This window comes from Streptomyces sp. S063 (genome assembly GCF_002832675.1).
Lineage (GTDB): Bacteria > Actinomycetota > Actinomycetes > Streptomycetales > Streptomycetaceae > Streptomyces > Streptomyces sindenensis.
Map to the genome: position 1 here is coordinate 3,202,337 of NZ_CP021707.1, position 12,318 is coordinate 3,214,654.

The window sequence follows — 12,318 nt, forward strand, 5'->3', positions numbered from 1 at the left end:
CGTGGCGGGCGGGGCCGGGCCCCGCCGGGCTCAAGAGACCGCGCCGCGCAGTTGGGCCACGTCGATCTGCTCGGTCTCGTCGTGCGCGGTGAGGTCGATGACCTTGCCGACGGCCCGGTTGTCCACGACCGCCGTGCGGTGGGCGGCGAGCGCCTCCTCGCCGACGACGTCCGCGAGGTCCTCGTTCTGCACGGACTCGATCGCGGCCTTCGTCCGCTGGGCGTTCTGGGTACCGAAGAAGTCGAAGTTTCCCTGAGGGACCAGCTGGCGGCGGGCGGCGGGCGGGACGACGGCCGAGGCCGCGGCGATCGCTCGCGGCGCCCGCACCGGCGCGATGGAGGCCGGGGCGGTGTTCTGTGCCGTGCTCTGCGCGTTGCTCTCCGCCGTGTTCTGCTCGTCCGTGGCCGGGGTGGTGCTCTGTGCGGGGTGCTGCGCGTTCGTGGCCGGGGCGGGCGGGGTGGTCGAAGGGCGGCCGTGCTGGTGGGCCCGGTGCTCGCCCGCCCCGGTGGCCGCCGCCCGCTTCCCCTCCGGGCTCTCCGCCTCCCCATCCCGGTGCCGCTCGGCGACGGCGAGCTGACGCTGCCGGACCGCCTCCACCGTGCGGCGGGTCTCCTGGGGCGCCGCGTTCCGCGTGAGGTTCATCAAGGCCTCGTCCGCGCGCCGGTACGACTCGGGGGTCGGCGTGGACCGCGCGGGCAACAGCTCCTTGGGGGCCGCGGCCTCGATGGCGAGCTGCCTGCGGCCCTCCAGCGCGCTGGCCCGCTCGGCCTCGGCGTTGGCGTAACGGCGGAGCAGTCCGGCGTGCTCCCCGCGCAGCCCCGCGAGCTCCACCCGCTTGCGCCGGAGCTTGGTCTCCAGACGGGTGCGCAGCTCGCGCGACTCCTCCAGGTCCTGCTCCAGCTCGGCTATCCGCTCCTCGGCCCGCCATTCGTCACTGGCCCGGGCGCGGGTCAGCTCGGCGACGCGCAGCCCCGCGGCCCGGTCCCAGCTGCGCATCAGATACGCGCCGGTGACGGCGGCGGCCGCCACGGCGGCCACCAGGCCGCGCAGGGCCAGGGGTTCGGCCAGCAGCCAGGCGCCGGCGGCACCGACGACCGACACACCCGCCACCACGGAGGGCGGCAGGATTCTGTGGAGAGGCGGCGAATGGCGGTGGCGTCCACGTGGCATGGCCTGAAATTTACCGTGTGTGCGGGCCACTTGGGGAGCCGCCCGGGAATCTGTTCCCCGCCGGTTACCTCGCGGCCCCCCAAAGCACGCCGCAGCCACTCCGCCCGGACCCTTTTCCGGGTTCGCAGAGATCTCCGGGTCGCAGAGATCTCCGGGTCGCAGAGATCTCCGGGCTCGCAAGGATCTCCCGGACCTCCCTGATCGACGCTACTTCTTGATCAGGTTCTTCGACTCCAGATACTCCTTGGCCACATCGGCCGGCTTGGCGCGCTCGGCGTCGACCTTCCGGTTCAGCTCGGCGAGGTCTTCCGTGGTGAGCGCGGCGGTGATCCTGCCGAGGGCGTCGGCGATCTCCGGGTCGCCCGCGTCCTTGGCATTCAGCACGGGAAGAACGTTGTCCGCGTTCTGGAGCTTCTTGTCGTCCTCCAGGAACACCAGCCCGTCCAGCACCGCGTCCGTGGTGGTCGTCAGAACCAGCTGGACCTTGCCGTCCCGGACGGCCTGCTTGGACACCGGGGTGCCGACGCCCTTGGGGTCGATCCCGGTGACGTCGATGCCGTACGTCTTCTTCAGACCGGGTGCGCAGAACGGCCGCACCTCGCACTCGTCGCCCGCCGCGATCTTCACCTTCAGCTTCGACTTCCCGAGATCGGAAAGCGTCTTGAGGCTGTTCTTGTCGGCGAATTCCTTCGACACCGCGAAGGCGTTCTGGTCCACGGCCTTTCCGGCCGGGAGGACCGTGAGGCCCAGCGGCTCGGCGAGCTGCTTCAGCGCGGAGACCGTGGCCTCGACGTCCCCGGAGGCCACGGGCTCGGCCTGGGCCTTGTCGGCTCCGTTGACCTTGGCGTTGAGGAACTCGGCGAGCGTGGCCGCGTACTCCGGCACGACGTCGATCTCGCCCTTCTCCAGCGACGGCTCGTACAGCTCACGGTTCTTCACCGTGGTGACCGAGGTGCTGTACCCGGCGTCGCCGAGGACCTGGGCGTACAGCTCGGCCAGCACCTTGGACTCGGTGAAGGAGGCCGACCCGACGACCAGGGCCCCCTTCTTGCCGTCGCCGCCGGCCGAGGAGCCGGAGCCGCTCTTCTCCTGCTCCAGGCTGTCGCCACCACAGGCCGCGAGCGACCCGGCCAGCGCCACCATGCCGATGACCGCTCCGGCTATCCGCGAGGTCCTGCTCATGAGTTGTTCTCCGTCCGAACAGAAGGAAAGTGACCAGAAGAAAGGTGATCCGAAACGAGATGATCTGGAACGAGGTGAGCCGGAACGAGGTGATGTGCGCTCACGCGGGCCTGCGGCGGCGCAGCGGGGACAGCAGCCGGTCGAGGCCCACCAGCACGCCCTCCACCACCAGGGCGAGACCGGCGACCAGGACCGCGCCCGCGAAGACCTGGGCGGTGTCGTAGGTGTTGAACCCGGCGGTGATGATCCGGCCGAGACCGCCGAGACCGACCATGGCGGCGATCGACGCGGTGGCCACGACCTGGACGGCGGCGGACCGCAGCCCGGTCATGATCATCGGGTAAGCGAGCGGCAGCTCGACCCGGACGAAGAGCTGCCCGCCCGACATCCCCATGCCGCGCGCGGCCTCCACCACGGCCCGGTCCACCTCCCGCATGCCGACATAGGCATTGGTCAGCAGGGGCGGCACCGCGAACAGGACCAGCGCGATGATCGTGGGCCAGTACCCCGAGTTGCGCAGGGACGTGACCATGAACAGGGCCAGCACCGCGAAGACCGGGACGGCCCGCCCCACGTTGGAGAGGTTCACGGCGAGCGCGCCGCCCTTGCCGATGTGCCCCAGATACAGGGCGATCGGCAGGGCGATCGCGCAGGCCACCGCGAGGGCGACCCCGCTCACGTACAGATGCTCGCCGAGCCGGTGCGCGGCTCCGCCGTCGCCCGACCAGTTGGCCCCGGTGGTCAGCCAGGTCCAGGCGTCGCCGATGACTCCCACGGGTCAGCCCACCTCCACGGTCGCCGGGGCGGGCGGTCCCGCGTCCGTCTTCGCCGGGGCGGCCCCCGCACCCCCGGATATGCGGGTCCAGGGCGTCAGCAGCCGCTGGAGGCCGAGCAACAGCAGGTCCGCCACCACCGCGAGCAGCACACACAGGACCGATGCGGCGAGCACCTGGGCCTTGAAGAAGCTGGGCAGCGCGTCCTCGATGAGATTGCCGAGGCCCCCCTTGCCGACGAGCGAGCCGACCGTGGTCAGCGCGACCGTCGACACGGTGGCTATCCGCAGTCCGGCCATCACCGCGGGCAGCGCCAGCGGGAGCTCCACCTCCCACAGCAGCCGGGCCGGCCCGTACCCCATGCCGCGGGCGGCCTCCCTGGCCTCCTGCGGCACCGCCGCGAGCCCGGCCAGGATGTTGCGCACGAGGATGGTCAGCGAATAGAGCACCAGGCCCGTCACCACGAGCGCGGCCGACAGCCCGAACAGGGGCAGCAGCAGCGAGAACATCGCCAGCGACGGCACGGTGTAGAGCACGGTCGTCAGCCCGAGCACCGGTCCGGCGAAACGCGGGCCCCGGCGGGCGAGCAACGCCAGCGGGAGGGCCACCGCGAGCCCGATCAGCACCGAGACCACCGTGATCCCGATGTGCTGCACGGTCGCGTCGGTCAACTCCTGACTGCGGGAGCGCAGATACTCCCCGCAGATCCAGTCGTTCGTCACCAGGCAACTCTGCTCGGCCATCCGCCCCCCACCTCCCGCTTTCCCTCGTCTGCCCGGGATCTCCCCGGATCGAACTGATGACTGACGAGCCTATCCTCGACCACTGACCATCGCGGAGGGGTGTCGCATTCCGGCAACATGCTCTTCACCAAACGCCCTCCACAATGGGGAACCATGATCCGTTTCGAGCACGTCACCAAGCGGTACGCCGATGGCACCACCGCCGTCGACGACCTTTCCTTCGAGGTCGCCGAGGGTGAACTGGTCACGCTCGTCGGACCTTCCGGATGCGGCAAGACGACCACCATGAAGATGGTGAACCGGCTGATCGAACCGACCGAGGGCGGGATATTCCTCGACGGGGACGACATATCCACCATCGACCCCGTCCACCTGCGCCGTCGCATCGGCTATGTGATCCAGCAGGTGGGTCTCTTCCCGCACAGGACGGTGCTGGAGAACACCGCGACCGTTCCCCATCTGCTGGGCTGGAAGCGCGGAAAGGGACGCGAACGCGCTGCCGAACTCCTCGACCTCGTCGGACTCGACCCGTCCGTTTATGGTGACCGCTATCCGGAACAGCTTTCCGGCGGTCAGCGCCAACGCGTCGGTGTGGCCCGCGCATTGGCCGCCGATCCGCCCGTTCTCCTGATGGACGAGCCTTTCGGGGCGGTCGACCCGGTCGTCCGCGAACGACTCCAGAACGAATTCCTGAAACTCCAGGCCCAGGTCCGCAAGACCGTGCTGTTCGTCACGCACGACATCGAGGAGGCCGTCCGCCTCGGCGACCGCATCGCCGTGTACGGGCAGGGCCGCATCGAGCAGTTCGACTCCCCGGCCACCGTGCTCGGCGCCCCCGCCACCCCGTACGTGGCCGACTTCGTCGGCGCGGACCGTGGGCTGAAGCGGCTCTCCGTGACGCCCATCGAGGAGAGCGACCTCGACCAGCCGCCGGTCGTCCACCTCGACGACCCGCTGGCCACGGCCACCGAACGGCTCAGGTCCGAGGGCGCGCGCTGGGCGGTCGTCCTGGACGGCCGGGACAACCTCCACGGCTGGATCCCCGCCGACGCCGCCACCGGCGCCACGGCCGAGGGAACCGTCCGCGAGCACGCCCGCCGGATGGAGGCCTGGCTGCCGCTCGGCGCGCCCCTCAAGCAGGCGTTCGCCACCATGCTCCAGCACGACGCGGGCTGGATCGCGGTCATCGACAAGGAGAGCGAGGGCCGCTTCCTCGGCGTGCTGACCCCCGCCCGGCTGCACGAGGCCCTGCGCCGCTCGATCGACGCCGACGCCCAGGACGTACCGCGCGCGGAGGTCGCGGTGGAGACGGTGGCGACGATCACCACCGTATGAGGGCCGCCCCGGTTCAGTCCTCGCCGAGCCGGGCACTCAGCCACTGGAGGGCCGGCGGGATCTCCCGCCGCCAGGTCGTGAAGTTGTGCCCGCCGCTGTCGAGCACGATGGAGGACACCTTCGCGGGCGCCTTCACCTTCTCGATGAACTTCATCGTGCTCCCGAGGTTGTCCTCGCCCTGCCGGGACGTCGTCACCAGGAACGAACCGCCCGACGGCGGCCGGTTCTCCAGGGTCCACAACAGATCGGCGCGGTCGCGCAGCGCCTGTTTCCCATGGAACAGATCGCCCGTCGTCGGGTCCTCGGCCGCCTTGTAGTACGCGGAGAGCCCGGCGCTCGCCGCGTACCGGTCCGGGTGGTGCAGTCCGATCTTCAACGCGCAGTAGCCGCCGGTGGAGTTGCCGATGATGCCCCAGTCACGGGCCTCCTTCCCGGCCCGGTAGGACCCCGTGACCGCCTCCGGGAGGTCCTTCGCGAAGAACGTCTCGGTCTGCGGGCCGCCGGGGATGTCCACACACTCGGTGTCCCGGGGCGGCGCGACCGTCGGCCGCAGCATCACCAGGATCATCGGCCGGGCCTTCCCCGCCTTCACCAGGTCATGCGCGGTCTGCGGATAGCGCAACCCCTTCAGCAGGTTCTCGGCCGTGCCCGGGTAGCCGGTGAGGACCACGGCCGCCGGGAACGTCCGCCCGGCGTGCGCCGCCCGGAAGTACTCCGGCGGCAGATAGACGTACGCCGGGGACTCGATGCCCGACCTGCGCCCCGAGATCACCACCTTGTCGATCCGCCCGCCGACCGAGGGCACCCGGCCGCCCGGCACGTCCGGGTGCTGGATGCCGACGCGCGCCATGTGCCGGGAGCCGGCCGCGTCCGTCTCCCCGTCCACGTGGTCGGTGACGACGCCCAGGTCCTGCTGCCGCCCGAAGAGATCGGCCCAGGAACCGTAGAAGAGGAAGGCGTTGTTGGCCGCCAGGCCCACCGCGGCGAACAGCGTCAGCTGGGTCGCCAGCAGCAGCCCGATCCGGCCCGACACCGCGGCCGCGCCGGGCCGCCCGAGACGCGGCCAGAGCCCGACCGTGGCGGCGAACAGCGCGACGGCCAGCGCCGCCACGACCGCCAGAACTGCTGTGCTGGTGAGACCCATGAATGAGCTTTCTCTGCGATTCCGTACCGGCTCGGATGCGGGAAATTTCCGGAATGTGAGTGAACCCGCACTCCACAACCCACGTCCTAGAGGGCGCACATCGTCCGCAGGGCCCGGCCCACGGACGGACCCAAGAGAATCTCTCGCAAAGCCACGGGAAACGATGTCTGTCACGCTAGATGGGGATAAGTCGATATCGGTTCCGCAGCGCGTACGCCGGTTGCTGCGCGGGCCGCGCCCGGAATCCGTACCGTCCCTCGTCGGTACCGCCTGCACCGTCGTCGGGCTGATCGACGTCGCCGCCGGCGTCTTCCCCCGCTTCCGCCACAGCCGGGTGCACAGCCTCGCCGAGGTGCTCCCCGGGGCGCTCGGGCCGTTCGCCGCCGCGCTCTCGCTCAGCGCGGGCATGCTGCTGCTCCTGCTCGCCCACGGGCTGAAGCGGCACAAGCGGCGGGCCTGGCGGGCGGCGGTGATCCTGCTCCCCGTGGGGGCCCTGGCCCAGTTCGCGTACCGCCACTCGATCGTCGGGGTGCTCGTCTCGCTGACGCTCTGCTGGCTGCTGGTGCGTCACCGCGACCAGTTCCGGGCGCTGCCCGACCCGCGCAGCCGCTGGCGCGCGCTTGCCAACTTCGTGCTGCTCGGGGCCGGTTCGCTGGGGCTCGGGCTGATCGTCGTCAGCGTCCACCCCGGCCGGGTCGTCGGTGACCCGTCCATCGCCGACCGCCTCCAGCACGTGCTGTACGGCCTGTTCGGCGTCGAGGGCCCCGTCGACTACGCCGGCAGGACCGGCTGGACCGTGGCCTACTCGCTCGGCGCGCTCGGTCTGCTGACCGCCGTCACCACCATCTACCTGGCCTTCCGCCCCGAACACCCGGCCGCCCGCCTCACCGAGGACGACGAGAGCCGGCTGCGGGAGCTGCTGGACCGGCACGGCGGCCGGGACTCGCTCGGCCACTTCGCGCTCCGCCGCGACAAAGCCGTCGTCTTCTCCCCCAGCGGCAAGGCCGCCGTCTGCTATCGGGTCGTCTCCGGGGTGATGCTGGCCGGCGGCGACCCCATCGGCGACGTGGAGGCCTGGCCGGGCGCGATCGAACGCTTCATGGACGAGGCGCAGGCCCACTCCTGGACCCCCGCCGTGATGGGTTGCAGCGAGACCGGCGGCCAGGTCTGGACCCGCGAGACCGGGCTCACCGCCCTGGAGCTGGGCGACGAGGCGGTGGTCGACGTCGCGGATTTCTCCCTCGCCGGACGGGCCATGCGGAACGTGCGGCAGATGGTCAAGCGCATCGAACGCGGCGGCTACGAGACCCGGGTCCGGCGGGCGCGTGACATCGGCGACGCCGAACTGGACCGGATCCGCCGCGCCGCCGCCGACTGGCGCGGCACCGACACCGAACGCGGCTTCTCCATGGCGCTCGGCCGGATCGGCGACCCGGCCGACGGCGACTGCGTGATCGCCACCGCCCACCTGCCCGGCTCCGGTGCGGAGGACGCCCCGCACGGCGACCTGAAGGCCGTCCTCCACTTCGTCCCGTGGGGGCGCGACGGGATGTCCCTGGAGCTGATGCGCCGCGACCGCTCGGCCGACCCCGGCATGAACGAACTCCTGATCGTCGCCTCCCTCCAGGCCGCCGGGAAGCTCGGCGTCGAGCGGGTCTCACTGAACTTCGCGATGTTCCGCTCGGCGCTGGCCCGCGGCGAGCGGCTCGGCGCGGGGCCGGTGCTGCGCTGCTGGCGTGGACTGCTGATCTTCCTCTCGCGCTGGTTCCAGATCGAGTCGCTGTACAAGTTCAACGCCAAGTTCAAGCCACGCTGGGAGCCCCGCTTCGTGGTCTTCCGCACCAGCCGGGACCTGCCCCGCATCGGGATCGCGGCGATGCGCGCGGAGGGCTTCGTGAACCTCTCGCCGCCCCGCCCGTTCCGGCCCCGCACGCCCCGCCCGTGCGGTCACACCGCGCGTACGCGCCCGGAGCACGAGGTGAGCGCGGCGTGATCCGAACGCCACGCCCTAGTCTGGTCGTATGAGTACGTCACGCACGCGGGGCACGGTCCGAGGGCTGCCGGAGTGGGACCGCTGCGCGGTCATGGGGGTCGTCAACGTGACGCCCGACTCCTTCTCCGACGGCGGTCGCTGGTTCGACACCACGGCCGCGGTCAAGCACGGCCTGCATCTGGTCTCCGAGGGCGCGGACCTGGTGGACGTGGGCGGCGAGTCGACCCGCCCGGGCGCCAGCCGGGTGGACGAGTCCGAGGAGCTGCGCCGGGTGATCCCGGTCGTGCGGGGCCTGGCCTCCGAAGGCGTCACCGTCTCCGTGGACACCATGCGCGCCCGCGTCGCCGAACAGGCCGTCGCCGCCGGGGCCGCCCTGGTCAACGACGTCAGCGGCGGCCTCGCCGACCCGGACATGATCCCGGCCGTCGCCGCCGCCGATGTCCCGTTCGTCGTGATGCACTGGCGCGGCTTCAGCGAGTCGATGAACAGCCGCGCGGTGTACGAGGACGTCGTCGCCGAGGTCCTCGACGAGCTGCGGCGGCGGATGGACGCGGTGGTCGCGGGCGGGGTCGCCCCGGAACGCGTTGTGATCGACCCCGGCCTCGGCTTCGCGAAGGACGCCGCCCACGACCTGAAACTCGTCGCGCACCTGGCGGAGCTGCACACCCTGGGCCGCCCGCTGCTGGTGGCCGCCTCCCGCAAACGTTTCCTCGGCCACGTCCTGGCCGGGCCGGGCAGCCCCCCGCCGCCCGCCCGCGAACGCGACGCGGCCACCGCCGCCGTCTCCGCCCTCGCCGCTCAGGCCGGCGCCTGGGCGGTCCGGGTCCACGAGGTACGGGCCACCGCCGACGCGGTCCGCGTCGCCCGCGCGGTCGAGGGAGCCGCGTGAACGAGGAGCACGCACAGGCCGCCGCCGACATCGCGGAGGTCGAGGCGGCGAACACCGCCTTCTACGAGGCGCTGGAACGCGGCGACTACGAGGAGCTCTCCGGCAGCTGGCTGCCCGGCGAGGACCTCACCGTCTCCTGCGTCCACCCCGGCTGGCCGGTGCTCACGGGGCGGGGCGAGGTGCTGCGCAGCTACGCCCTGATCATGGCGAACACCGAGTACATCCAGTTCTTCCTGACCGACGTCAACATCGCGATGACCGGCGACACCGCCCTGGTGACCTGCACGGAGAACATCCTCAGCGGCGGCCCGGCCGAGGAAGGCAACGCGCTGGGCCCGCTGGTGGGCCAGCTGGTCGTGGCGACGAACGTGTTCCGGCGCACCGCCGACGGCTGGAAGCTCTGGTCCCACCACGGATCGCCTGTCCTCACGGAGTCCGACGAGGACGAGGAGGAATCCCCCTCCTGACGAAACCCTCTCCGGCGGCCCCCCCCCTCCCGGGAAATCCCCTTCCGGAGGAATCCCTTCCGGAGGAGGAAACACCCTCCCGAGTGGGTACGGGACCGATAGGGATTCGAACCGATCGCCAAGGGGTAGGGGCGGCTTCCGGCCCGGTGAGGCGCTGTCCGGGCACCCACGGGCGAGCACTGTCGGTGCTCGCAGGTAGATTCGAAAGAAGGCACCTCGCCGCCCGCACGCGGCCGGGTGCCTCTCGACCAACGACAGCAGGAGTGATTCGCGTGGATCGTGTCGCGCTGCGCGGCCTCAAGGCCCGTGGGCACCACGGCGTCTTCCCCGGGAGCGGGAAGAGGGCCAGACCTTCATCGTCGACCTGGTGCTCGGCCTCGACACCCGCCCCGCGGCAGCCACCGACGACCTGGCCCGCACCGTGCACTACGGCGTGGTGGCCGAGGAGGTCGTCGACGTGGTGACGGGCGAACCGGTGGATCTGATCGAGACGCTCGCCGAGCGCATCGCCCAGCAGTGCCTGAAGCACGAAGGCGTCCAGGAGGTCGAGGTCGTGGTGCACAAGCCGGACGCGCCGATCACCGTCCCCTTCGACGACGTGACCATCACCATCACCCGGAGCCGAGCATGACCGCATTTTCGACCGAGGGGCAGAGCGACCCGACCGTACAGCCGGTTCCGACCGCCGTCGTCCGGCAGGTGGACGCCGCCGACGTCACGCTCTCCAACCCCAAGATGGCCGTGATCTCCCTCGGCTCCAACCTGGGCAACCGCCTGGAGACCCTCCAGGGGGCCGTCGACGCCCTGGAGGACACCCCGGGCCTGCGGGTCAAGGCCGTCTCCCCGGTGTACGAGACGGAGCCCTGGGGCGTCGAGGCGAACTCGCAGCCCTCCTACTTCAACGCGGTCATCCTGGTGAAGACGACCCTGCCGCCCGCCTCCCTGCTGGAGCGCGGCCAGGCCGTCGAGGAGGCCTTCGACCGGGTCCGCGAGGAGCGCTGGGGCCCGCGCACCATCGATGTCGACATCGTGTCGTACGCCGACGTCCTCTCCGACGACCCGGTTCTCACCCTCCCCCACCCGCGCGCCCACGAGCGGGCCTTCGTCCTCGCCCCCTGGCACGACATGGACCCCGAGGCCCAGCTGCCCGGCGCCGGACCGGTGGCGCAGCTCCTCGAGCGGGTCGGCCGCGACAGCGTGCTGCCCCGGGCCGACCTGGAACTGCGCCTGCCGGAGTAATCGTTAGGCTCGACGGACGGCGGTCCGGCGTACGGCCGGACCGGGCACAGACGGCGCGAAGGGCGGCTCACGCGGTGAAGCAACTACGGCTCGGGGTACTGGCGGGCCTCTTCGCCGCCGCCGGTGTCCTCTCCTGGGGCGGGGCCCGCCTCTGGGACTCCTTCGGCACCCTGCCGAGCGTCCCGCTGGCCGCGTCGATCGTGCTCGCCGTGATCGCGGTGATCCTCCTCGCGACCGCCCTCTCCACCCGCGCCCGGCTGCGCGCCCAACGCGAGCGCCGCCCCGGCGCCAAGGGCGTCGAGCCCCTGTTCGCGGCCCGCGCGGTCGTCTTCGGCCAGGCGAGCGCCCTGGTCGCCGCCCTGGTCGCCGGGATGTACGGCGGCACGGGCGTCTTCCTCCTGAGCTACCTCGACATCCCGCCCCGCCGCGACCAGGCCATCTACGCGGGCGCGGCGGTCATCGCCGGCATCGGTGTCATCGCGGCCGCCCTGTTCCTGGAACGCGTCTGCCGCCTTCCGGAGGACGGCAACGACCACGACGGCACGGGCACGGCTGCGGCGTAACGCCGACGAGGGCCCGGCTGCCGCTCGTCAGCGGCAGCCGGGCCCTCGTCACGTGTTCCGGGGCGTCAGCTCGCCATGATGAGGCTCATCGCCTCGGCGCGGGTCGCGGGGTCGCGGAGCTGGCCGCGCACCGCGGAGGTCAGGGTCTTCGCGCCCGGCTTGCGGATCCCCCGCATGGACATGCACATGTGCTCGCACTCGATGACGACGATGACGCCACGCGGTTCCAGGATCGACATGAGGGACTCGGCGATCTGGGTCGTCAGCCGCTCCTGGACCTGCGGGCGGCGGGCGTAGACGTCGACCAGCCGGGCCAGCTTGGACAGGCCGGTGATCTTGCCGGTGGAGGCGGGGATGTAACCGACGTGCGCGACGCCCCTGAACGGCACCAGATGATGTTCACAGGTCGAGAACACCTCGATGTCCTTGACCAGCACCATCTCGTCGTGACCCAGGTCGAACGTGGTCGTCAGGACGTCCTCGGGCTGCTGGTACAGGCCCGCGAATATCTCCTTGTACGCCCGCGCCACCCGCCCCGGCGTCTCCCGCAGGCCCTCGCGGTCCGGGTCCTCTCCGACGGCGAGCAGCAGTTCGCGTACGGCCGCCTCGGCCCGCTTCTCGTCGAATTCGCCGATCGAACCCTGGCCGTCCAGCGTCACCGGGTCGGTCATCTGTGCCTCGTTCCTCTGTGCTGTCCGATGCGCGGATTTGCGCTCGGACCTCGCAGGCATACGGAAAAGCCGCGCCCCCACAGGCTAGAACCCGGGGGGCGCGGCGTGCATTCCGGAACCGGTGCGGCGGCCCGTGACGGGCGTCTCAC

The 12,318-nt window shown here is 71.5% G+C and carries 12 protein-coding genes and 1 pseudogene; 7 read left to right on the top strand and 6 right to left on the bottom strand.

Features of this window, described 5'->3' with window-relative positions:
• Positions 1–30 precede the first annotated feature (30 nt).
• The 4 genes from CCZ36_RS14510 to CCZ36_RS14525 form a co-directional block, all read right to left on the bottom strand.
• Complete coding sequence (locus tag CCZ36_RS14510) at positions 31–1,170, bottom strand: hypothetical protein (protein WP_164873505.1); 1,140 nt, start codon at positions 1,168–1,170, stop codon at positions 31–33.
• A 207-nt stretch (positions 1,171–1,377) separates the two neighbouring features.
• Positions 1,378–2,352 carry an ABC transporter substrate-binding protein gene (locus tag CCZ36_RS14515; RefSeq protein WP_069738718.1) on the bottom strand — a complete coding sequence of 325 codons (975 nt, stop codon included), beginning with the start codon at positions 2,350–2,352 and terminating at the stop codon, positions 1,378–1,380.
• A gap of 100 nt (positions 2,353–2,452) precedes the next feature.
• Positions 2,453–3,127 carry an ABC transporter permease gene (locus CCZ36_RS14520; protein ID WP_069738719.1) on the bottom strand — a complete coding sequence of 225 codons (675 nt, stop codon included), beginning with the start codon at positions 3,125–3,127 and terminating at the stop codon, positions 2,453–2,455.
• Positions 3,128–3,130: 3 nt separating this feature from the next.
• Positions 3,131–3,868, bottom strand: a complete 738-nt coding sequence (locus CCZ36_RS14525; protein ID WP_128817811.1) for an ABC transporter permease — start codon at positions 3,866–3,868, stop codon at positions 3,131–3,133.
• Between the two features lie 153 nt (positions 3,869–4,021).
• On the opposite strand from CCZ36_RS14525, the gene CCZ36_RS14530 reads away from it, so the two are divergent.
• Positions 4,022–5,203 carry a betaine/proline/choline family ABC transporter ATP-binding protein gene (locus CCZ36_RS14530; RefSeq protein ID WP_128817812.1) on the top strand — a complete coding sequence of 394 codons (1,182 nt, stop codon included), beginning with the start codon at positions 4,022–4,024 and terminating at the stop codon, positions 5,201–5,203.
• A 13-nt stretch (positions 5,204–5,216) separates the two neighbouring features.
• On the opposite strand, the gene CCZ36_RS14535 is transcribed toward CCZ36_RS14530, so the two are convergent.
• The gene (locus CCZ36_RS14535) at positions 5,217–6,347 is read right to left on the bottom strand and encodes an alpha/beta hydrolase (RefSeq protein ID WP_069738722.1); all 1,131 of its coding nucleotides are present in this window, start codon (positions 6,345–6,347) and stop codon (positions 5,217–5,219) included.
• Between the two features lie 163 nt (positions 6,348–6,510).
• On the opposite strand from CCZ36_RS14535, the gene CCZ36_RS14540 reads away from it, so the two are divergent.
• From CCZ36_RS14540 to CCZ36_RS14565, 6 genes and pseudogenes are all read left to right on the top strand, one after another.
• Positions 6,511–8,340 carry a phosphatidylglycerol lysyltransferase domain-containing protein gene (locus CCZ36_RS14540; protein WP_128817813.1) on the top strand — a complete coding sequence of 610 codons (1,830 nt, stop codon included), beginning with the start codon at positions 6,511–6,513 and terminating at the stop codon, positions 8,338–8,340.
• A gap of 28 nt (positions 8,341–8,368) precedes the next feature.
• Complete coding sequence (gene folP / locus CCZ36_RS14545) at positions 8,369–9,229, top strand: dihydropteroate synthase (protein WP_443069809.1); 861 nt, start codon at positions 8,369–8,371, stop codon at positions 9,227–9,229.
• Positions 9,226–9,696 (top strand): nuclear transport factor 2 family protein, encoded by a 471-nt coding sequence (locus CCZ36_RS14550; RefSeq protein WP_069738725.1) that lies wholly within the window; start codon positions 9,226–9,228, stop codon positions 9,694–9,696. The genes folP and CCZ36_RS14550 overlap by 4 nt, the downstream gene beginning before the upstream one ends.
• 272 nt (positions 9,697–9,968) lie before the next feature.
• Positions 9,969–10,327: pseudogene (gene folB, locus CCZ36_RS14555) on the top strand (dihydroneopterin aldolase).
• On the top strand, positions 10,324–10,935 hold the full coding sequence (gene folK / locus CCZ36_RS14560; RefSeq protein ID WP_069738726.1) for a 2-amino-4-hydroxy-6-hydroxymethyldihydropteridine diphosphokinase: 612 nt from the start codon (positions 10,324–10,326) through the stop codon (positions 10,933–10,935). Before folB ends, folK begins: the two are co-directional and overlap by 4 nt.
• Before the next feature lie 74 nt (positions 10,936–11,009).
• Entirely contained in the window at positions 11,010–11,498 is a 489-nt protein-coding gene (locus CCZ36_RS14565) for a DUF3180 domain-containing protein (RefSeq protein ID WP_069738727.1), read from the top strand.
• 65 nt (positions 11,499–11,563) lie between these two features.
• Here the strand turns inward: CCZ36_RS14565 and folE are convergent, their stop codons facing one another.
• On the bottom strand, positions 11,564–12,169 hold the full coding sequence (folE, locus tag CCZ36_RS14570) for a GTP cyclohydrolase I FolE (RefSeq protein WP_069738728.1): 606 nt from the start codon (positions 12,167–12,169) through the stop codon (positions 11,564–11,566).
• Between the last annotated feature and the right edge of the window lie 149 nt (positions 12,170–12,318).